The sequence below is a fragment of the Solibacillus cecembensis genome (assembly GCF_050272495.1).
Lineage (GTDB): Bacteria > Bacillota > Bacilli > Bacillales_A > Planococcaceae > Solibacillus > Solibacillus cecembensis.
Map to the genome: position 1 here is coordinate 86965 of NZ_JBNNMF010000013.1, position 22482 is coordinate 109446.

Annotated in this window: 21 protein-coding genes and 1 other annotated feature; of the genes, 13 read left to right on the forward strand and 8 right to left on the reverse strand. The window is 37.4% G+C overall.

Annotation, left to right across the window (positions count from 1 at the left end; all coding sequences use genetic code 11):
- Nucleotides 1–44 precede the first annotated feature (44 nt).
- Nucleotides 45–851, reverse strand: coding sequence for a Cof-type HAD-IIB family hydrolase (locus ACQKIH_RS12965; protein ID WP_427766622.1), 807 nt, complete (start codon nucleotides 849–851; stop codon nucleotides 45–47).
- A 316-nt stretch (nucleotides 852–1167) separates the two neighbouring features.
- Between ACQKIH_RS12965 and ACQKIH_RS12970 the strand changes: the two genes are divergently transcribed.
- Both ACQKIH_RS12970 and ACQKIH_RS12975 read left to right on the forward strand, forming a co-directional pair.
- Nucleotides 1168–1926 carry an alpha/beta fold hydrolase gene (locus ACQKIH_RS12970; protein WP_427766625.1) on the forward strand — a complete coding sequence of 253 codons (759 nt, stop codon included), beginning with the start codon at nucleotides 1168–1170 and terminating at the stop codon, nucleotides 1924–1926.
- 54 nt (nucleotides 1927–1980) lie between these two features.
- Complete coding sequence (locus ACQKIH_RS12975; RefSeq protein ID WP_083493625.1) at nucleotides 1981–2295, forward strand: metal-sulfur cluster assembly factor; 315 nt, start codon at nucleotides 1981–1983, stop codon at nucleotides 2293–2295.
- 85 nt (nucleotides 2296–2380) lie between these two features.
- On the opposite strand, the gene ACQKIH_RS12980 is transcribed toward ACQKIH_RS12975, so the two are convergent.
- On the reverse strand, nucleotides 2381–3085 hold the full coding sequence (locus tag ACQKIH_RS12980) for a Crp/Fnr family transcriptional regulator (protein WP_427766629.1): 705 nt from the start codon (nucleotides 3083–3085) through the stop codon (nucleotides 2381–2383).
- A 171-nt stretch (nucleotides 3086–3256) separates the two neighbouring features.
- Between ACQKIH_RS12980 and ACQKIH_RS12985 the strand changes: the two genes are divergently transcribed.
- On the forward strand, nucleotides 3257–5389 hold the full coding sequence (locus ACQKIH_RS12985) for an ATP-dependent Clp protease ATP-binding subunit (protein ID WP_427766632.1): 2133 nt from the start codon (nucleotides 3257–3259) through the stop codon (nucleotides 5387–5389).
- Nucleotides 5390–5440: 51 nt separating this feature from the next.
- On the opposite strand, the gene ACQKIH_RS12990 is transcribed toward ACQKIH_RS12985, so the two are convergent.
- On the reverse strand, nucleotides 5441–5638 hold the full coding sequence (locus tag ACQKIH_RS12990) for a YjzD family protein (RefSeq protein ID WP_057984283.1): 198 nt from the start codon (nucleotides 5636–5638) through the stop codon (nucleotides 5441–5443).
- Between the two features lie 1162 nt (nucleotides 5639–6800).
- Here ACQKIH_RS12990 and ACQKIH_RS12995 point away from each other — a divergent pair.
- Nucleotides 6801–7736 (forward strand): beta-ketoacyl-ACP synthase III, encoded by a 936-nt coding sequence (locus ACQKIH_RS12995; protein WP_057984281.1) that lies wholly within the window; start codon nucleotides 6801–6803, stop codon nucleotides 7734–7736.
- Between the two features lie 61 nt (nucleotides 7737–7797).
- Nucleotides 7798–9042, forward strand: a complete 1245-nt coding sequence (gene fabF / locus ACQKIH_RS13000; RefSeq protein ID WP_057984279.1) for a beta-ketoacyl-ACP synthase II — start codon at nucleotides 7798–7800, stop codon at nucleotides 9040–9042.
- 263 nt (nucleotides 9043–9305) lie between these two features.
- Here the strand turns inward: fabF and trpS are convergent, their stop codons facing one another.
- Nucleotides 9306–10295 (reverse strand): tryptophan--tRNA ligase, encoded by a 990-nt coding sequence (gene trpS / locus ACQKIH_RS13005; RefSeq protein WP_427766637.1) that lies wholly within the window; start codon nucleotides 10293–10295, stop codon nucleotides 9306–9308.
- Nucleotides 10296–10354: 59 nt separating this feature from the next.
- Nucleotides 10355–10573 (reverse strand) — a binding site (T-box leader).
- 568 nt (nucleotides 10574–11141) lie between these two features.
- On the opposite strand from trpS, the gene spxA reads away from it, so the two are divergent.
- From spxA to pepF, 4 genes are all read left to right on the forward strand, one after another.
- Entirely contained in the window at nucleotides 11142–11540 is a 399-nt protein-coding gene (gene spxA / locus ACQKIH_RS13010; RefSeq protein ID WP_057984275.1) for a transcriptional regulator SpxA, read from the forward strand.
- 411 nt (nucleotides 11541–11951) lie between these two features.
- Nucleotides 11952–12599 (forward strand): adaptor protein MecA, encoded by a 648-nt coding sequence (mecA, locus tag ACQKIH_RS13015; protein WP_057984273.1) that lies wholly within the window; start codon nucleotides 11952–11954, stop codon nucleotides 12597–12599.
- 220 nt (nucleotides 12600–12819) lie between these two features.
- Entirely contained in the window at nucleotides 12820–13950 is a 1131-nt protein-coding gene (locus ACQKIH_RS13020; protein ID WP_427766641.1) for a competence protein CoiA, read from the forward strand.
- Nucleotides 13951–14012: 62 nt separating this feature from the next.
- Nucleotides 14013–15821: an oligoendopeptidase F gene (gene pepF / locus ACQKIH_RS13025; protein WP_057984269.1), complete on the forward strand. Its 1809-nt coding sequence runs from the start codon at nucleotides 14013–14015 to the stop codon at nucleotides 15819–15821.
- Between the two features lie 614 nt (nucleotides 15822–16435).
- Here the strand turns inward: pepF and ACQKIH_RS13030 are convergent.
- The 4 genes from ACQKIH_RS13030 to ACQKIH_RS13045 form a co-directional block, all read right to left on the reverse strand.
- Nucleotides 16436–17242 (reverse strand): DsbA family protein, encoded by an 807-nt coding sequence (locus tag ACQKIH_RS13030; RefSeq protein ID WP_057984267.1) that lies wholly within the window; start codon nucleotides 17240–17242, stop codon nucleotides 16436–16438.
- A complete protein-coding gene (locus ACQKIH_RS13035) occupies nucleotides 17239–17637 on the reverse strand; it encodes a globin domain-containing protein (protein ID WP_057984266.1) in 399 nt (132 codons plus the stop codon). Before ACQKIH_RS13035 ends, ACQKIH_RS13030 begins: the two co-directional genes overlap by 4 nt.
- Nucleotides 17638–17909: 272 nt before the next feature.
- Complete coding sequence (locus ACQKIH_RS13040; RefSeq protein ID WP_427766645.1) at nucleotides 17910–18665, reverse strand: lytic transglycosylase domain-containing protein; 756 nt, start codon at nucleotides 18663–18665, stop codon at nucleotides 17910–17912.
- 22 nt (nucleotides 18666–18687) lie between these two features.
- Nucleotides 18688–19275 carry a CYTH domain-containing protein gene (locus tag ACQKIH_RS13045; RefSeq protein WP_057984257.1) on the reverse strand — a complete coding sequence of 196 codons (588 nt, stop codon included), beginning with the start codon at nucleotides 19273–19275 and terminating at the stop codon, nucleotides 18688–18690.
- Between the two features lie 113 nt (nucleotides 19276–19388).
- On the opposite strand from ACQKIH_RS13045, the gene ACQKIH_RS13050 reads away from it, so the two are divergent.
- From ACQKIH_RS13050 to ACQKIH_RS13065, 4 genes are all read left to right on the forward strand, one after another.
- A complete protein-coding gene (locus ACQKIH_RS13050) occupies nucleotides 19389–19781 on the forward strand; it encodes a UPF0738 family protein (protein ID WP_057984255.1) in 393 nt (130 codons plus the stop codon).
- A gap of 74 nt (nucleotides 19782–19855) precedes the next feature.
- Nucleotides 19856–20536 (forward strand): GTP diphosphokinase, encoded by a 681-nt coding sequence (yjbM, locus tag ACQKIH_RS13055; RefSeq protein ID WP_057984252.1) that lies wholly within the window; start codon nucleotides 19856–19858, stop codon nucleotides 20534–20536.
- Entirely contained in the window at nucleotides 20533–21327 is a 795-nt protein-coding gene (locus ACQKIH_RS13060; RefSeq protein WP_057984250.1) for an NAD kinase, read from the forward strand. Before yjbM ends, ACQKIH_RS13060 begins: the two co-directional genes overlap by 4 nt.
- Before the next feature lie 11 nt (nucleotides 21328–21338).
- Nucleotides 21339–22226 carry an RluA family pseudouridine synthase gene (locus ACQKIH_RS13065; RefSeq protein ID WP_057984248.1) on the forward strand — a complete coding sequence of 296 codons (888 nt, stop codon included), beginning with the start codon at nucleotides 21339–21341 and terminating at the stop codon, nucleotides 22224–22226.
- Nucleotides 22227–22482: the final 256 nt, after the last annotated feature.

Below are 22482 nucleotides of genomic sequence, written 5' to 3' on the forward strand. Positions count from 1 at the left end.
CGGATTAAACTGAAATGATGATTTTTTGCGTGAGTTGCAAGTAATTATAATTTTAAACGTTCCTGTAATATCTTCGCAACGCCATCTTCATTATTGGATAGTGTAATTTCATTGGCGATATTTTTGAGTTGGTCAATACCGTTACTCATCGCGACACCAACCCCTGCGTATTCAATCATTTCTAAATCGTTGTCCTCATCACCAAAAGCAATAATGCGTTCGCGGGGAATGCCCATTTCTTTTGCAATTTGGTCAATTCCAACAGCTTTACTTAATCCTTTGCGCACGATTTCAATAATTGGGTAAGGTGCACCCCAACGGCGATGTTCAATTAACTCAGCATGCACATCATGTAAATGCTGTCGAATAATCGGTACATTGGCATCATTTGCCTGAATTAATAAGCTAGTCGGATCTTCTAATAACGTTGTTTTTAAGTCGCCCATTTGTACACGAGGGCTGCCCATATTAAAAATATTTAACATTGCTTCATCTTCACGATGGATATACACATCATCAATGACTTCTGCAATCAAATTATTATATTCATATTTATGAATCGATTCGACTACATCATGCACGACGCGAATATCGACGGGGGAATGGATAGATTTCCACATAGGATTGCGCGGATGATGAACAAAAGCACCGTTAAAATTGACGATTGGTGTAACGAGTTTTAATTCTTCATAGTAAATGTGACTTGCTCGATAAGGACGGCCGGTCGCAATCATAACATGGTGACCAGCTGCTTGCGCTTTCATCAAAGTTTCTTTTGTTAGGGGAGAAATTTTTTGCTCATCGGTTAATAATGTACCATCCAAATCTAATACGATTAAATGTTTGTTCATTTGGAAAAACCTCCTTTTACCTTGCTTCAGCATTTCCCCTACTTCTATAGGTGGGGGATGAATGCCTAAATATGCAATGCTATTCAGTGGGGGGGCAAACCCCAGCTGAATCAAGTTAATGCCCCGGCGGATGTCACAGATTTTTTAGGGGAGTTTTCCGAGCGAGCTCGAAAAAAATCTGGACGCAATTACGCCGAGGCGTAATGGATATACTTTTCATTTTACCTTCAAAAAATAGCATCAGTCAAAGTTTTGTAACGTTTTCAATATTCTGCTAAAGTAATAGAGTAAAGTATATCGTATAGAGGTGAATACAGTGATTGTAAAAAATGAAAAGTGGAAGGCAATCCCACTATTACATGTTTATGATGAATCGATGGATAATGAGACGCCAGTTGTCATTTTTTTGCACGGTTTTTTAAGTGCAAAAGAGCATAATCTCCATTACGCGTATCAACTTGTAGAAAAAGGGGTACGGGTCATTTTACCGGATGCGCTCATGCACGGCGAACGTACGAACCATTTATCAGAAAGTGAAATGAATTTAAGCTTTTGGAAAATTGTTTTGAAATCCGTTGAAGAAGTCAATACCATCTATCAAGAATTGAAATTGAAGAACTTACTCGGTAACAATAATATTGGCATTGCGGGTACTTCAATGGGTGGTATTGTCACTTCAGGATGTTTGGCGGTTTATCCGTGGATCAAAACGGCGGGCATTTGCATGGGCACGACAAGTTTTACAAAGCTTGCGCAACATCAAGTGGAAGAGTTTAAGGCAAAAGGTATTGAATTTCAGATGACACCTGCGCAGCAAGAGGCAACCTTTAAAATGCTTTCGCACTATAATTTAGAGCAGCGTATGGAGCATGTTAAAAAAAGTCCGATTATTTTCTGGCATGGTCAAAAGGATTCGGTTGTACCATATCGTATGAGTCGAGAATTTTATGATCAGCTGGGGGACAGACAAGAGCAGTACCCGATTCACTATGTTGCTGAACCAAATGCTGGACATGCTGTGTCACGCAATGGCATTCTCACAGTTACGAATTGGCTGGTACAACATTTGGCATAACCTACAAGTTCTGATATGATTAAGTTAACATCATGGTGAAAGGGGAAACAAAAAATGGCGATTGATCAAGATATGAAAGATAGCATGTACGGCGCATTAGAAAACGTAATTGACCCAGAGCTTGGCGTTGATATTGTCAACTTAGGTTTAGTATATGACGTAGATTTAACAGATGAAGGTGCAGCAACAGTGACGATGACACTTACTTCAATGGGATGTCCAATGGCTCCAGTTATTGTAGACCAAGTGCAAACGGCATTAAGCGAATTACCTGAAGTGAAAGAAACTGAGGTAAATATCGTATGGCAGCCGGCATGGTCAAAGGACAATATGTCACGCTATGCGAAAATGGCTTTAGGTATCCGTTAAATAGTGAGAAAGATAGGCAAAAATGTTGTGTATTCAACGTTTCTGCCTTTTTTTATTTCTTGTAAATATTTTTACACTGCCGTAATTAATCAATTCGACATATGGTAAGCGGACAATTTTCACAATCAATTTCTCGTTTTAAATAATTTAAATCAAGAATAGTAATATAGCTTTTATCCATCTTAATCTTGTTTGTCTTTCGTAAATCCGTAAGCATTCGGTTGACCATTTCCCGACTCGTTGCGCACAAATTTGCAATCTCTGTATTTGTCAATGCAAGGTTAATATACACTTCATTGTCATTTCGATATTCACCGTACGTATTAGCTAAGCGAATTAAAGTTGAATAAAGAGCACCCTTTTTACCATGGAGCACTAAGTCACGTAAACGACTTTGGTTTTTTACATTTTCTGTTTGAATCCATTTTAAAAAGTCTATGAGCAGTGTCGGTTGTTCATTTAAAATCGTTTCAAATTGATTGTTGTGAATAGAAAATAGTGTGGAATATTCAAGAGTCTTTGCAGTCGTTGAATGATATTGGTCGCCGCAAAATAGTAAACTTTCTCCAATAAGGCTGTTCGAACTACAAATACGAATCGTTAATTCCTTGCCACTTTCTGTTTCCTTACTAATTTGAATAGAACCACTTTGAACTAAAAAAATATGGTCTGCCAATTCACCTTCTTGGAAAATATGCATCCCTTTGTCTGCTTTAATTAATGTTCCCTTTGAGTGAAATATTTCTGCAATTGTATGTGGAATCAATTGTAAAGTATCTACAAAAATCACATCCTTTTAGCTTATATGTAAAAATATTACTAATTAACTATGGAAATATCATAACACATTTTATTGCATGAAGGGATAAAAATATGGAGTGCAATTAATTTGAAGTTTGATTAATTTTGACCTACAATTAAATTAGTCAAATAAGGTCAAACCTAAAGGGGAGTAGCGAATATGCAATTTAATCAAACACAAGATAATCGTCCACCACTTGAACAATTTGGAAGGAACTTAATTGAACAAGTAAAAAGTGGGAAAATGGACCCGGTAATTGGACGCGATGAAGAAATAAGAAATGTCATTCGCATTTTATCAAGAAAAACGAAAAATAATCCAGTGTTAATCGGGGAACCAGGTGTCGGTAAAACCGCAATTGTTGAAGGGTTAGCACAACGAATTGTTCGTAAAGATGTGCCAGAAGGGTTAAAAGATGTTCAGCTATATGAGTTGGATATGAGTGCATTAATTGCAGGGGCAAGCTACCGTGGTCAGTTTGAAGAGCGTTTAAAAGCGGTGTTAAAACAGGTGAAAGATGCTGAGGGAAGTATTATTTTATTCATCGACGAAATTCATACGATTGTAGGCGCTGGAAAATCAGACGGTGCCATGGATGCAGGTAATATGCTGAAGCCGATGCTTGCGCGAGGGGAACTTCACTGTATTGGTGCGACGACATTAGATGAATACCGCATGTATATTGAAAAGGACCCGGCACTTGAGCGACGTTTCCAGCAAGTGATGGTAAGAGAACCTTCTATTGAAGATACTGTATCCATTTTGCGTGGGATTAAAGATCGTTTTGAGGAGCATCATCGTGGTGTTCGTATTCATGACCGTGCCATTATTGCCGCAGCACAATTAGCGAATCGTTATATTACCGAGCGTTTCTTACCTGATAAAGCAATTGATTTAGTAGATGAAGCATGTGCAATGATTCGTATTGAGATGGATTCGATGCCACAGGAATTGGATCAAGCAACACGTCGTTTAACTCATTTGAAAATTGAACAGCAAGCATTGAAAAAGGAAAAAGATGCAGCAAGTAAAAAGCGTCTGGAAACGTTAAATGAAGAAATAGATCAATTAGAAAAATTAAATAAAAGTATGCAAGAGCAATGGGATATCGAAAAAAATGGCTTACAAATTGTTCGCGATAAAAAAGATCGATTAAAAAATTATATTGCGGAAGCAGAAGAGTTAGTTCAAACGAATAGTAATTTAGCGCGTGCAGGTGAATTGCAATACAGTAAAATTCCAGAGCTAAAAAAAGAAGTTGCGGTGTTAGAGCAGCAGTTAAAAGAGACAGAAGGTAATCGGATGTTACGTGAGGAAGTAACCGAAGAGGAAATTGCAAAAATTATTTCCCGTTGGACAGGTATCCCCGTAACGAAGCTTGTAGAAAGGGAACGCGAAAAATTACTGCGTTTAAAAGATACATTGCATGAACGTGTTGTAGGTCAGGAAGATGCGGTTACATTGGTGACAGAAGCAGTATGGCGTGCGCGTGCAGGAATTAAAGACCCAAATAAGCCAATTGGTAGCTTCTTATTTTTAGGACCAACAGGTGTCGGAAAAACAGAATTAGCAAAAGCATTGGCTGCACAGTTATTTGATTCGGAAGATCATTTCATTCGGATTGATATGAGTGAATATATGGAAAAACATTCCGTATCTCGATTAGTCGGAGCGCCTCCAGGGTATGTCGGTTATGAGGAAGGCGGTCAATTAACAGAGGCTGTTCGCCGTAATCCATATTCGGTCGTGCTACTTGATGAAATTGAAAAAGCGCATCCAGACGTGGCAAATATTTTATTACAAGTGCTAGATGATGGGCGTATTACTGATAGCCAAGGTCGTATGGTGAACTTTACGAATACGGTCGTGATTTTAACATCGAATATTGGCTCACATTATTTATTAGAAAATAGCCAACAATCGGAGGAGTTAGTGAATGCGGCATTGCGTCAGCATTTTAAACCGGAGCTATTAAATCGTATGGATGATATTATTATGTTCCATGCATTGTCGAATGAGCATTTCCATGCGATTGCTTGGAAATATGTTCATCAGCTACAAGCGCGTGTTGCAGAGCAAGAAATTACATTGCAAGTAGATGAGGCGGTTGTGGACTGGGTTGTCGAAAATGGCATCGATCCACAATTTGGTGCGCGTCCGTTAAAACGATTTGTGCAGCGTCATTTAGAAACGATTGTTGCAAGAGAGTTATTAAAAGGGGACGTAACAGCTGGAGAAACGCTGCGTATTCGCATGAAAGATGGAAAAATCCGAATCGAAAAATACATGTAAAAAAAAGACATCCACTCGGCACAGTTGTGCACGAGTGGATGTCTTTTCTAATTAGTGTTGTTCTGCTTCGAACTCTGGAGTTGATTCGTTTGGAATAACTGCTGCGATAACAAATACTAAAACACTGAATGCTAATGAAATAATAGCACCGTTTAGGAAGTTAAACTCAACATTTAATACAGAGCTTACTACATAGTTTAGCATAGACACTAATAAAAATGACCAAAAGAAAGTAACGATATATTGCATCAAATTCACCTCATTGAACTTATTTAAATATTTATTATAGAATTACATCCTCAATATCATACCATAAGCTCGCTCAAAAATAAAATAGAGAATCGAACAATTCGGTAAGTTGTCAAATATTTTTGATACGTGGGAAGTATTTTTTCGAGAAATTAAACTTCTATAGGGAATCTAATTCATAATGCGCAAACTTCCCCTTGATCTATATATAATTAATTAAAGAATCTATCATTTAAAATTCCCTCTGAAAAATGGGGAGTTGATTTCCATTCCAGTCCGGACGCTTTCCACGGGCACGGCTCCAACTAACTTATTTCGAGAGGTGTCTCGAAATAAGTGGATTTTCCGCACGTGCTGTTCCCGTAGGAGTCGCCTCCCCTCCATTCCAATCAACTCCTTCTATTCAAGTTTGTCCCAATACAATTCCTAATCATTTTTTTGAATATGAAGTTAGTTTCAGCTATTCAATCTCTTTATTGAAATATGCGCTCGATAATAAAATTTATTCCTATAATACCGTTGAGACTGCAAAACATGCCGTCTGCCCCCACCTTTATAGAATCTTTTTGCCACTTCAAAGGTTCAACTTTGCACAAAGTTTGTATGATTTTTGCTCCTCAATAGCCAAAAAAAGTGGGATATACTTTTCCTAATGGGATAAAAATCTATTGAGGTTGACGCCGCCTCCCACGGAAGCGGCGCAATAAAACTAGGAAGCTTCAGTAGGAAAAACGTTATAAAGGCTGGCCTTGCACAAAGCACAAAGATGAGTCGTATAGATTTGTGCAACAAAGCTGTGCGCCTCATGTGCTTAGCCAGCCTAAACTAGCGCATACTTTATTAGAAGTTTTATTAGAAAACTTACATCACAAGGATAGATTCTTTTGTTGATCTTATATAATCAAAAAAATCTTTAAAAGATAAGAAAGTATAAAACTTTTGGGTCTCTGTAGTTATGAGGAATAAGCCAAATAGAACGGTGATGAGCATGAGGCGAAAAAAGGACCCGACCGAATTATTCTACTCGGATAGTGTGTCAAAGATGCGTTAGCGTATTTGTTCTTGTTTTCAGAAAAGTTATGGTCTATAATTAGTACCAGATACTAAACGTTAGTGGTATAAATAAAGGTGAAATGGGATTGAAAACCAAGGGGGATACAAAATGAATGCAGGGATTATTGGAATTGGGAAATACGTACCAGAGAAAATAATGACAAATGCTGATTTTGAAAAAATATTAGATACATCAGATGAGTGGATTCGTTCTCGAACTGGAATTGAACAGCGTCATATTGCAGAAAATGAAGAAACATCTGATTTAGCATATAAAGCAGCGGTAAATGCGTTAGAAAATGCAGGGATTACTGCTGAGCAAGTTGGATTAATTATCGTGGCGACTGTTACGCAAGATCAAAACTTTCCAAGTGTTGCATGCCAAATTCAAGAACGTTTAGGCGCATCTAATGGGGGTGCGATGGATATTTCAGCAGCTTGCTCTGGATTTATTTATGCAACGACCATTGCTCAACAGTTCATTAACAGTAATAGCTATGACTATATATTAGTAGTAGGTGTTGAGAAGTTAACGAAGAATATCGATTGGACTGACCGTAATACAGCTATCTTATTTGGTGATGGGGCTAGTGCAGCGGTAATTGGGAAAGTATCAGAAGGTAGAGGGATTTTATCTTTTGAGCTTGGCGCAGATGGCACGGGCGGAAAACATTTAAAATTGGATGAAAAACAACATGTGTATATGAATGGACGCGAAGTATTTAAGTTTGCCGTTCGTCAAATGGGGGAATCGGCTTTAAGTGTTATTGAAAAAGCTGGGCTGACAAAAGAAGATGTTGATTATTTAGTGCCGCATCAAGCGAATATTCGTATTATGGAAGCCGCACGTGAACGTCTAGGTTTACCAGAAGAAAAAATGTCTAAAACCATTCAAAAGTACGGCAATACTTCTGCTGCATCAATCGGGATTTCGATTGTAGATGATCTTGAAGCAGGGAAAATAAAAGATGATGATATCATTGTCCTAGTCGGTTTTGGCGGAGGCCTCACATGGGGTGCCTTAGCAATGAAGTGGGGTAAATAAGTAGTAAACGTAGAATAAATCAAACTTGAATAAATCATCAAGTAAAAGGGAGAATTGAATGATGGAAAAAAGACGAGTAGTTGTGACGGGAATTGGCGCTGTAACACCAGTTGGGAATAGTGCCGAACAAGCATGGGAAAATGTAATAGCAGGTAAGTCAGGTGTAGGTCCATTAACACGTGTTGATACGAGTAAATTTCCTGTTTCAGTTGCAGCAGAAGTAACAGACTTTAATATAGAAGATTATATTGAGAAAAAAGAAGCGCGTAAAATGGATCGCTTCACGCATTACGCACTTGCAGCGTCCATGATGGCAGCAAAAGATGCAGATTTAACGATTACTGACGAAATGGCTCCACGAGTTGGCGTTTGGATTGGTTCAGGAATTGGTGGAATGGAGACACATGAACAGCAATTCCTAACATTCCAAGAGCGCGGTGTACGTCGTGTTAGTCCGTTCTTTGTACCAATGATGATACCGGATATGGCATCTGGTCAAGTATCGATTTATCTTGGCGCAAAAGGTGTGAACTCTTGCTCTGTAACAGCTTGTGCATCTGGTACGAATTCAATCGGTGATGCGTTTAAAGTTATTGAACGCGGCGATGCGGATGTCATGATTACGGGTGGGGCAGAAGCGCCGATTGTAACGATGGCGATTGCTGGTTTTTGTTCAAACACAGCATTATCATTAAATCCAGATGCGAACACCGCTTCTCGTCCATTTGATAAAAATCGTGATGGCTTCGTTATTGGTGAAGGTGCAGGGATTTTAATTTTAGAAGAGCTAGAGCATGCAAAAGCGCGCGGGGCAAAGATTTATGGTGAAGTAGTAGGCTATGGTTCAACAGGCGATGCCCACCATATTACGGCGCCAGCTCCAAACGGTGAAGGTGCTGCACGTGCAATGGCGATGGCGTTAAATGATGCCAACGTTGCTCCAGAACAAGTTGGCTATATTAATGCTCACGGTACAAGTACACCGTATAATGATTTATTTGAAACACAAGCGGTGAAGACTGTATTTGGTGAGCATGCTTACCAATTGGCGATGAGCTCAACTAAAAGTGTAACAGGCCATTTATTAGGTGCAGCTGGCGGTATTGAGGCAATCTTTACGTTAATGGCGTTAAAAGAAGGTATATTACCACCGACAATGAACTTACATGATCCAGATCCAGATTGTGATTTAGATTATGTTCCAAATGAAGCACGAAAAGCATCGATTGACTTCGCATTAAGCAATTCTTTAGGCTTTGGTGGTCATAACGCTTGTCTATTATTCAAAAAATATACTGAGGCTTAATTTCTAAGAAAAAAGTTCTTAAAACGAAAAACAACGTGCGCAGTCATGACGCACGTTGTTTTTTCGTATAGTTGTACAAAGGATGGTGTCAATCGCACGCTTTGTCTTATTTTTATTTTGTTATGGAATTTGTGTTATATCTATTAGTAATATCATTTTGTATTTAAATTACCGTACGCTTGGTTATTCATGGCGTGCTGTCATGTTGTACATACTAAATAGTGCGGAAATTTATTTAGCAATTGGTACTTTAGGGATTATGTTTATCGTCGTTTTCGCCCTAACCCCATCGCGTTCTCCATTTTCTTAAGCGTTTTTGAAGCAATTGCATTTGCTTTTACAGCACCTTCATCTAAAATTGCGTCAAGTTCTGGTGAGTCGATTAATTCGTTATAACAATCTTGAATAGGTGTTAAATGAGTGATAACCGCTTCGGCAACACCTGCTTTAAAATCACCATAGCCTTTACCTTCGTATTTCTTTTCTAATTGCGCGATGGAAATACCTGATAAGGCAGATTCGATTGTTAATAAATTGGCAACACCTGGTTTATTTTCAACGTCGAATTTGACAATACCTTCTGAATCCGTCACTGCTGATTTAATTTTCTTCTCAATTTCTTTCGGTGTATCAAGTAGGCGGATAGTTGCCTTTGTATTTGGATCTGATTTTGACATTTTTTTCGTAGGCTCTTGCAATGATTTAATGCGAGCGCCTTCTTTTGGTAATTGAATATCTGGAATCGTTAACACATCATTGTAACGTTTGTTAAAGCGTTCAGCTAAGTCACGCGTTAATTCGATATGTTGTTTTTGATCATCTCCAACGGGCACGATATCGGTATTGTATAAAAGAATATCAGCAGCCATTAACGGTGGGTAAGTTAGAAGTGCTGCGGATACGGATTCTTTTCCGTGTGATTTATCTTTAAATTGTGTCATGCGCTCCAATTCACCGATTGATGCGACACATTGTAAAATCCAACCTGCTTGAGCATGTGCAGGTACTTCGGATTGTATGAATAATGTTGATTTAGCTGGATCAATCCCTACAGCAATATACATCGCAGCTAATGAACGAATGTTTTTACGCAACTCTAAACGATCTTGTGGAACGGTAATCGCATGTTGGTCAACGATGCAATAAATTGCATTGCCCTCGTCTTGTAATGCAGGGAATTGCTTAATTGCACCGATGTAGTTCCCTAATGTAATCGTTCCTGTTGGCTGTACGCCTGAAAAAATGGTTTTCATAAAAAATACCTCCTCGAATTTGGACAAAATAAAAACATCATGCGTCCTCTATATAAAATAGAAGGGACGAATGATGTAAAATCCGCGGTACCACCCAGCTTGCCAAAAAAATTGGCCACTCTTCTTCGTAACGTGAAGGCTCGAGCTTTACTACTGAGTAAAAGGTTCATAAAGCTAACTCGGAAGTCCATTCCATTTAATGAATGATCTGTTTGCACCGTCCACAGATTCTCTAAGCATTCTGAATTAAATGTACTACTCTTCGTCTTCGTTTTTTATAATATTGGAAATGATTATATCGTACTTAATAGAAAAATTGCAAATATTATTAGGGTGTTAAAAAAATTTGAATAAAAAACGTGAGATATGGTCATAGTAATATTATTAAAAACCTTTTTTATGGTGATTAGTTTGTAATGTGTTTTTTCTCAATTATTTTTCATAATTGAGAAAAAAATAGGGGCAATGTACGTTTAAGTAAACCATCTTTTGGGTAGTTTTTAAAGGGAACACATAATTATTATAGGAAATGGTCTTTTTAGAGAAAAAATGTGCATATTTTTTTTGCGGAAAGCAGCGATTATTTGTTGACAATGTATATTCAAACGATGCCTTTTCCTGTATAATAAAAGCATAGTATTAAATTAAATTAATTCTAAATTAACGATTAAATCGTCCACATTCTAATTTGCATCATTCAAGCGTTTTTACCCGCTTAACGAAGTAAATTATAGCCTCAGGCGGATGTCACAGATTTTTATGGGGATTTTTTCGGGTATACTCGAAAAAATCTGGACGCAATTATGCCTCGGTGTAATTGATTTAATGAGGAGAGGGAGTGAGACAATGTTAGTAACATTATTTACTTCACCAAGTTGTACTTCATGTCGAAAAGCGAAAGCATGGTTAGAAGAGCATGATATCTCGTATACAGAACGTAACATTTTTTCTGAACCACTTACAATTAGTGAAATCAAAGAAATTTTAAGTATGACAGAAGATGGTACAGATGAAATTATTTCGACGAGATCAAAAATCTTCCAAAAACTAAATGTAGATGTAGAAAATTTACCTCTGCAACGATTATATGAGCTTATTCAAGAATATCCAGGATTATTACGTCGTCCGATTATTTTAGATAAAAAACGTTTACAAGTAGGCTATAACGAAGACGAAATTCGTCGATTCCTACCTCGTAAAGTACGTGCTTACCAACTACAAGAAGCGCAACGAATGGTTAACTAAATACATTTTATGATAGATGTTACTCATGCAAATTTGCTGCTGTAACATCTTTTTTTATCTGCGTAAACAGTCTAATTCCCCAAATGATGGAAGTGGGAGGTTTGTGCCTTGATTTCAGCGTAAAGGTACAATACAATTTCAAGTATTCAAATAATTTTGGTTCAACAATGTTTTTCCTTTTCATTTTAAGGCAATCCATCATACAATAGAGTTATAGATATCCTACTACTGTAAAATAGGGTATTTAGCTTAAAATTTGTAAAGCAACATGGATTTACATTGCACTTTAAGTGAAATAAATTTGGTTAATTCTGTTCAGTAGAAACCACTCACTGAACGCAATTTTACGGACGTGAAATTGAGAATATATTGTATAGTTTTATGATTGACTGTGAAAGGAGTTGAAGTCTAATGGACATCGAACGCATTAATGAAAATACGTTAAAACTTTTTATTACGTATAGTGATATCGAGGATCGCGGCTATAGTCGTGAGGAGATTTGGTATAATCGTGCAAAAGGGGAAGAACTTTTCTGGGACGTTATTGGCGAGGTTAATACGGAAGATTACTTTGATTTAGATGGTCCTATTTGGATTCACATAAATGCATCTGAAGTCGGGTTGGAAGTTGTAGTGACACGTGCATCTGTCAATAATGATTCCGATGCTTCATCAATGGTAGGCCCTTTTGAAGAAAGTCATGATATAGCAGACCAATTAACAGATATGGAAGAAGCGCTTTTTAATTCTCTTGGCAAATCAAATAAAGAAGAGGAACCAATTGAAAATGCACGATTCCGTTTTAAGGATATTGATGAGTTAGTACCGCTTGCAAGACGTGCATCCTTATTGGGTGTTAAATCCGCGCTGTATCAATGTGAAGGATACTATTATTTATTTGTGGATTTACTCGATTTAGATCAGCAGGAAGCAAAAAATATTATTGCATTATGCAGTGAATATTTATCATCATCTAAAATGACAATTCATAGATTGGAAGAGTATGGAGAAGTGATTATTTCGGAAGATTGTTTCGAAACGATTATGAGTTTTTTCTAAAATCAAGCTTCCGTTGTCAATAAGCAAGCAAGTGCCGTTTTGATTCATTTCAAAGCGGTATTTTTGCGTGTTTTTATGCCGGGAGTAGCTACATATGGACTGCGCAAAATTGATTTTTCTATAAAAATAAGGATTCAAAATGAAAGTTTGCCAACAGTAACATTTCGTAAGTTGAAATACATTGGTAAAGTCGCTACGATGATACATAGGGAGGTGTATTATGCTCGTCGCATTAACTGTACAACAACAACTTTATCAACTAAATGGATCGACACCTCAAGAACAATTACAAGAATTGAAGAAAACGGCTCAATTTTATTGCCCGCAATGTAAAGCTTTGCTCATCTTAAAAGTGGGTCAAATTAAAATCCCTCATTTTGCTCATGTTAAGAAAAGTGATTGTGATGCGTTATTTTCAGAAGGGGAGTCCTATGCCCACTTGTTAGGAAAGCAACATTTACAAGAGCTTTTTCAACAACTGCAATTGCAGCCTGTACTAGAACCATATTTACCCTTAATTCAACAACGACCCGATTTACTGATAACAAAAGGCATACAAAAATATGCGATTGAATTTCAATGTAGCCGCCTTTCCCCACAACATTTCCAAAAGCGTACAGAAGGTTATAAAGACGTTCAAATTATGCCCGTTTGGATTATTCAAACACCTAATGATAAATTTAAATCCCAGGGTTTAACGAAACTTTCGATTAATCATACGAATGCGCAATATATTCAAATGTATAAAAATCAGAAATATTTACTAAGCTATGATGTACATAGTCGTACATTTTTTTATATAAGCAATTTATTTCCTATTCATGGTCAGCAATATTTTGGTTATGTTCAATCCATTTCTCTAATGAAGCAAATTTTCCCGTTTTTTGTTCCTAAAAAGATATCCGAAAATCAATTTAAAATAATGCTTACCAAGTTTGCTGCGTATCGACTCCATTTTTTGCATACAAGGCTTCACCTCAGTAAGAAAGGGGTGAATGATCGCTTATTGCGTGCGATTTATGAACTGAAGTTAACTGTATCTAATTTGCCGAATTTTATTGGGATTCCATTATCAAATAATGAACAATCCGATATTTTTTGTGTAGAATGGCAACTCCAACTTTTTTACTTTATGGAACGTCACCAATTAACACCGCAAACCTTTCATTTGAAGGCGATTCCATATTTTTTAGAATGGGCAAAAATGCAAGCACATGTCAATTTGCCAAAGGGGGTAACGCGATATTTAATGGTGTTAAGAAAGTTAGCAATTGAAACGGTTCAGAGTAAAGTAACACCCGAACAACTATTTACAATTTTGTACGAGGAATTATTTGCAATTCCTGTTTAAAATTGATTAAAATAGATTTATAATTTCGAATATCGTAACAATAAGGATGGGGGAAATACCGAATGTCTAAAAAAGTATTAACACGTAACGAGGTACCTGAGCATTTAACGTGGGATTTATCAACGATTTTTGCAACAGATGATGCTTGGGAAGTAGAATTAAAAGAAGTAGAAAAATTATCAGAGCAAGCGGCCAATTTTAAAGGAAAAGTAGCTGACAGCGCTGAAAGTTTATATAATACGTTGCAATTTAGCAATCAATTAATGGAGCGTCTTCATAAATTATATGTTTACTCTCATTTGAAGCACGATCAAGATACAACAAACAGTCAATATCAAGATTTAGACGGTCGTATTCGTTCGGTAGCAGCAAAAATGGGTGCCACATGGTCATTTATTACGCCAGAAATTTTAGCGTTAGATGAGGCGACATTGGACAGCTATGTAGCGAGCTATGAGCCACTAGAACTGTATAAACAAAGCTTAAAAGAACTAAATTTAGGACGCCCGCATGTACTATCGGCAGAAAAGGAAGAATTACTTGCACAGCTATCTGAAGTGTCTTCTGCATCAGGTACGACATTCAGCGCGTTAAACAATGCTGATTTAGAATTCCCAATCATTAAAAATGAGGATGGGGAAGAGGTTCAATTAACGCATGGGAACTATATCACAATGTTAGAAAGTGATAATCGTGATGTGCGTGAAGCGGCATTTAAGGCAATGTATCAAGTATATGGTCAATTTAAAAACACATTTGCCACGACGTTATCTGGAAATGTAAAAGCGCATAATGCCGATGCAAAAATTCGCAATTACGAATCAGCCCGTCAAGCTGCATTAAGTAATAACTTTATTCCGGAAAAAGTATATGATCAATTAATTTCGACGATTCATGACTTCTTGCCAGTAGTGCATCGTTACATTGCATTGCGTAAAAAAGTATTAGGTGTGGATGAGTTGCATATGTATGATTTATTTACACCACTTGTTAAAGAAGTAAAGATGGAAGTCACGTATGATGAAGCCAAGAAAATGATGGTAGATAGCTTTGCGCCGCTGGGTAAAGAATATCAAGACAGCGTTCAAAAGGGCTTAGATTCTCGTTGGGTAGATGTTTTAGAAAACAAAGGGAAACGAAGTGGTGCTTATTCATCAGGTACATTTGGAACGAATCCATATGTGTTAATGAACTGGCAAAACAATGTCAACAACCTGTACACATTAGCGCATGAATTCGGTCACAGTATGCACAGTTTCTATTCACGTGCAAACCAACCTTATCCGTACGCTGACTATTCAATTTTTGTTGCAGAAGTAGCTTCAACATGTAATGAAGAATTATTATTTGACTACTTAATGAAAACGTTAGATGATGATAAGCAAAAAATTTACTTATTAAATCAATGGTTAGATGGTTTCCGCGGTACTGTTTTCCGTCAAACAATGTTTGCTGAATTCGAGCATATGATTCACGAAATGGACCGAAAGGGTGAGGCGTTAACAGCAGAAAAGTTAACGGATATATATTACAACTTAAACAAACAGTACTTTGGTGATGATATAACAGTGGATGAAGAAATTGGTTTAGAATGGGCGAGAATTCCACATTTCTATTACAATCATTATGTTTACCAATATGCGACAGGTCAATCAGCAGCGACAGCATTAAGTAAGCAAATTTTAGAAGAAGGTCAGCCAGCTGTAGATCGTTATATTAACAATTTCCTAAAAGCAGGTTGCTCAGATTTCCCAATTGAAGTGTTAAAAGCAGCAGGTGTTGATATGGAATCACCTGAACCGATTGCACTTGCATGTAAAGTGTTTGAAGAGAAATTAGAAGAACTTGAAAAACTATTGTTAAATAATTAATTACGAGAAAAACACACTTAAAGTAAAGTGTGTTTTTCTTCTTTGTGTGAAGATTTGCTACTTATAAATGCATAAATGCTAATCTGAAAATTGGTAATGGATATGAAATAGTAAAACACATTATATTTGTATAGGAAAGTAGCTATAGCAAGGGTTATTGAAGATATTTTGAAGGGGGAACTTTGTCAGAAAAAGAATATATGTCATACAAAATGTTGAAAACGCTTACTATATGACGAATTTGTGAAACAATGCAAGAGGCGTTGAAACAGTTGTTATTCTATGATAAAGTAATATACGTGAAATAAATCACATAACAAACATACACCCCTTTGTTTGAACGTGAACATTTCTCCCATCCCCTTTGTGAAAAAGAGGCACCCTATCGTCGAGGATAGAGGTGCCTCTTTTGTTTTAAAAAAATGAAAAATGTAAAAAAAACAGCTCCCTCCTCTTAAAAGGAGTTAGCTGTTTGTATAAATAATCATATAAGAGCGGAATACATATATAACGTATTAAAGGGAAGTAAAACCTCCATCTTAACGCTTAAAGGAACCTAGAAGCATAGCTAAGACAGCCACAATCCATCGTAAAAGCTTAGTTGAAGTATTGACTTATCTTGCACGCCACATTGTAATATCGTCCGTCATGAGACGCTCTACTTTTTGTTGGAGCATGCGTTTTTTTAGTTCGCGTTCTGCAGATGCTTCACTGATTGTATAAATCTCAGCAACTTCAGCTGTAGATAACGTGTTAAACCGGTCGAATAATTTTTCAAGTGACGGGATTGGTTGACGAATTAATTCTTCTCCGAGCAACTCCTGCAAAATATGCACATAAACTTCATACGTATAAGACCCACTCACTTTTAAACCTTCATCCTCAATACATTCATTGAAAAATACGATACTTGGAACTTCATCAATTTCCATTTCATTTGTTAAGTGAAGATCACATTGGAAAGAACGAGCTGCTTCCTTTGAGCCAAAATCAGCTGTGAATTCATTCATGTCTAGATTCACTTCATGAGCAACTTCAAGTAATGTTGCATGGGAATGAATATTGCGCGTATTTAATGCAGCAATTTCTTGCACTTTGTTTAAATAGCGAAAGCCTGCACGTTTGCCCTGTAATTCGGCTGCTTTAATTGCGATGGACGGTAATGCTGGATGCGTAATATCCAATTCTGCTCCTGAAACACACCCTTTAATACGGTTACTAATACTGTTTAATGATGCCAGTTCCGTACTGAGCACATAGCGACATGTAAAGTAATGTTCATATTCGACCTGTAATTTGCGTAGAGTGCCCTGCATTGCAAAGGCTTCTGGGCAAAGCGGGTCAATGAAAATATATAACTCTATGGGCTTATTACATGTAGAAGGTGCGATTGATTGTTGTAACAGTTGGACATTATTCACTCAAATCCCTCCTCGTCATTCGGAGCGTTGACCATATGGTGAGCAGTTAATGCAAGGCGTTTGAAATAGACTTCACGGAATTTACCATCTAAGCCAATTTCATCCATTGCCTCAGCCATACATTCAAGCCATGCTTGTGCACGATCAGGTGTTATTTTAAAATGCATATGTCTAGCGCGCATCATAGGATGGCCATGTTCTTCTGTAAATAGATTAGGACCACCAAGATACTGCGTTTGAAATTGAATTTGTTTACGAATCGTTTCAGTTAGATCTTCCGGAAAAATCGGAATAAGTAAAGGATGCTTCGCCACTCGAGAGTAGAACGCGTTTAATAGTTCAGATAGCTTTTCAGCACCGAGTTCCTCGTAAGGAATCGTATAGTTTCGATTCATTAGTATTACTCCTTTATGTCGTACTTCGACCATTTAACGAACAGACAATCCTTATGTAAATCAATTACGCCTTGGCGTAATTGCGTCCAGATTTTTTTCGAGCTAGCTCGAAAAACTTCCCTAAAAAAATCTGTGACATCCGCCGGGGCTTAACTTGATTCAGTGGGGGAACCCCCACTGAATCAAGTTAAATAAGGTTATACAATTATTCTAGCAACGTATTTCCATTTTCTCAAATAAAGTGCCCTAGCAAAAATTTATATTTTGTATTTTTAAGCTTTGAAATAGTTTAATACCTTTGTTACATAATTTTGTGTTTCTTTAAATGGCGGGATTCCACCGTATTTTTTAACGTTTCCAGGTCCGGCATTATAGGCGGCAAGTGCTGTAGAAATGTCATTGTCAAATTGATCGAGCATTTGACGTAAATATTTTGCACCGCCCATAATATTTTGTTCAGGATCTTCGCGATCGGTCACACCTAAATATTTTGCAGTAGTAGGCATGAGCTGCATTAAACCAGACGCGCCAGCAGAACTAACGACATTTGGATTGAAATTAGATTCTTGCTTAATGACCGCCGCAATTAATTTTTCTGGCAAATTATACGTTTGAGCAGCTTGGGTAATGACATCACGATATTTTTCAGCATTCACAAGCACATCTGTATAGGCTTGTTGCCCTGTGTAGTCTGTAATGTACGGTGCGAGTGGTGATACATCACTGTTACCTACGTTCGGATTATTGAATGGAGCCACAGAGCCGTTCAATAAAAATGTAGCTAAATAGGGATTTGTCGAAGCTCCCCCAGTCGAAGTTCCATTTGATTGAAGCATCGATAATACATTTTGTGGAGAATTGGCCGCACCTAATTCATTAAAAGGATTGGCTGTATTCGTTGTTTGCTCATTTAATAAATTCTCGATTAATTCGGAAAATAGAGAAGAGCTTGAAGATAGAGGGTTTGAACTCGTATCATTTTGAGTCGTTAAACTTTGCATCGATTGTAGCTCTAATAACGTTTTCATTGATGTAAGATTCATAAAACACCTAACCTTTCTGTTGTTGTAAAGCCGTCATAAAACGCGCGATTTTCTTCGGCGTGGGCTTCGGCGTAATGTCATATTTTAGCAGAAATTGCGAGAAAATATTTTTTCCAAACGTTTCATCATTTGTTTCATATTCTACCTCATAATCTTCACAGTGCAAATAAAAAGAATGATCAAAGACTAGGAGGCCCCCTTCATAAGGTAATTCGACACGATCAGTTGTCAGTGTTCCAAATCGTTGTAAATCATCGAGTGGCACTTGTAAATCTTGCAAACGTTCACGAATAGTAAGGGGCGGAAGCGATTGCCCAGCTAACATTTGTTCCGCTTGTTGCGTATTTAATTGTTCTGTCGTTTCTAAATGTTGGTGTTCAGCTGTTTTTTCTTTTAATGTACATTCGATATGTGGACCAACCATTCGAATGCGTAAGCCACTTAGTACATTTTTTAAGTGTTGCGCTGGCGTGTCGAAATAATGATTAATTTGTCGTTCAATTTGGGTAGCTTCTACAGAAAAGGCAAGGAACAGTCGGTCATATTGTTCTTTTGTTAGTAAATTTTTAAATTCAATTTCGATTTGCTGGCTCATTTATAATCATCCTTTTTAATTTAGATTTTTTATCTGGCTTGTTCGTTTTTCGCATCATACTATTCTATATGGTAAAATAAGAAGAGAATATTTTGAAAAGGGAGTAGTATTCATTGCGTAAATTATATACAATTGAACGGTTTGAGATGATCAATCACGAACTACACTTTATTTTAAATGAAAAGGAACAACAGATACAATTAGAAGCAACGGGTCAAGTAATTGTGGATTCTGATAATGCGACTTTTCTTTACATAGTCGAAGACAACAATGCGTATAGTTACATAAGCTTTTCAAAGGAGGTTTGGCCGCAATTACTGCAAATGATTTTAACGGAACAGACACCATATTTACGTTGGAATACTGGTCAAATCGAATTAACAAATTTCGTTGTAGAATTAAACATGTTATTATTTAATATTGAAGGAAATGGGAATTACGGAGAATTATTTGTTGCGGCAGTTGAGCAACAATTTTCCCGATTTTTTGCCCTTAATGAAGTATAATAAACGTATATAATCGAACGTGTTCTTGAAATAATAGGGAATTCTCTACTATTTCATGTTAGGAGGTTTTATAGGTGGGACAATGGGATATTTTTTTAAGTCCATATAAACAAGCAGTGGACGAACTGAAGGTGAAATTTAAAGGGATGCGTTCGCAATTTGGTATTACGAATGCGAATTCGCCGATTGAATTTGTCACAGGTAGGGTTAAACCTTTAGCGAGCATTTATGATAAATCACGTGATAAAGAGCTACCATTCGAACCATCTGCACATTTAGGAAATGAACTACAAGATATTGCAGGAATCCGTATTATGTGCCAATTTGTCGATGATATTGCTACGGTAACTGAGTTGATTCGCCAGCGGGATGATTTGAAAGTAATTGAGGAAAAAGATTATATTTCAAATAGCAAACCGAGTGGCTACCGTTCACATCATATGATTATCGAGTATCCAGTAGAAACGATACAAGGTCGCATTGTCGTCGTGGCGGAAATTCAAATTCGTACACTAGCGATGAATTTTTGGGCATCTATTGAGCACTCATTAAACTATAAATATAAAGGCGTTTTTCCTGAAGAAATTAAAAATCGTCTACAAAGTGCTGCTGAGGCGGCTTTCCGTTTAGACGAGGAAATGTCATCTATACGCAGTGAAATTCAAGATGCACAAGCATATTTCAATGAATTTAAAGAAGCACCAAATCTAGCTATCCATACATCAACTGATAAAAAGGAGCGTGACAAAGAGTGAAATTTGCAGTTCAATCACGCCGAGACGACCAATCAAATGAATTGATGGAGCTCGCAAAATCGTATTTAACAGAATTTGGTTTAGTTTTAGATGAAGAAGCTCCGGATATTGTCCTGTCAATCGGTGGAGATGGAACGTTATTGCACGCATTTCATCGCTATTCGAATCGATTAGATAAAACTGCTTTTGTCGGGATTCATACAGGGCATTTAGGATTTTACGCCGATTGGAAGCCTTCAGAACTTGAGAAGCTGGTCCTTTCGATTGCGAAAAAAGAATTTAATGTTGTAGAATATCCTCTTTTAGAAGTGCAAGTGCACCGCAAACATTCAGAATCAAGTACATTTTTAGCGTTAAATGAAGTGACGATAAAATCACCAGATGTAACGCTTGTGATGGATGTTGAACTGAACGGGGAACATTTTGAACGTTTCCGAGGTGATGGATTATGTATTTCAACACCATCCGGCAGTACGGCATATAATAAAGCTTTGGGCGGGGCAATTATCCATCCAACATTGCAAGCATTCCAAATTACAGAAATGGCGTCGATTAACAACCGCGTGTTCCGTACGGTAGGGGCTTCACTTGTATTACCAGCGCATCATAACTGTGCATTAAAGCCAGTGAATGACCAGCAATTTAATATGACAGTGGACCATATTAGTATGACTGAAACCGATGTAAAGTCGATTATGTTTAATGTGGCGAATGAGCGTGTTCGTTTTGCGCGATTCCGTCCATTCCCGTTCTGGGAGCGCGTGCATGATTCATTTGTTGCAAATGAATAGAACGGAGCTATATGGATAACAGATATCAATTACAATTTACAGTAAAATTAGACGGGCAATTACTCCGTGAGGCATTAGCAGGTTTTGGCATTTCAAAGCGCACATTAACAGCTGTTAAATTTGATGGTGGGGCACTCTACGTGAATGGGGAGGAACGCAATGTTCGTCATCCATTGTTTAGTGGGGATGTCGTTACAGTCATTTTTCCGCCAGAGGAAGTAAGTGAAGGGCTCGTAGCAGAATACAGCGAACTTGCTATTGTTTATGAGGATGAGACATTGCTTATCATTAATAAACCTGCCTATATGAGTACCATTCCTTCAAGGGAGCATCCAAGTGGAAGTGTTGCAAACTATGTGCGCGGTTATTTCGAGCAGCAAGGGATTGCTTCAACGGTTCATATTGTGACACGGTTGGACCGCGATACTTCTGGTTTAATGGTGATTGCCAAACATCGTCATATTCATCATTTAATGAGTGAACAGCAAAAAAGTGGGCAACTTCAGCGTGAATATGAAGCGGTTGTGGAAGGGCATGTAAAGTTAGAAAAACAATCAATCAAAGCACCGATTGGTCGAAAAGATACGAGCATCATTGAACGGCAAATAAGCGCAGATGGACAAGCTGCACATACCGATGTAACGGTTTTAAAGCATGGGAATAAAAATTCACATGTGCGATTAAAGCTATACACAGGAAGAACACATCAAATCCGTGTTCATATGGCGCATGTCGGTCATCCATTAGTAGGTGATGACCTTTATGGGGGCAGTCTGCAATCGTTAGACCGTCAAGCGCTCCATTGTGTATTCGTTCAATTTCCACACCCACTTACTCGGGAAGAAATGACAATTGAAAGTCCATTACCAACCGATTTCATTCCACTTCTAAATAACTGAGTATGCATAAACCACCATTTTGATTTTGTTGAATGGTGGTTTTCTAGTGGGGAAAAATAAAGCTTGATATACGTTTCATGTGCTTAGCTAGCCTAAATAACCTACAATATAAATAGAAACCATATGAGCAAATAGAAATTGTCTTGGTCATATGTACTTAAGCTAGCCCAACATGTTAATACTGTATTAATGACAAAAAGTCACTTGACGAGAGTCTATATTACGTACTAAAATAATGCGTTATCAAAAAATCGAG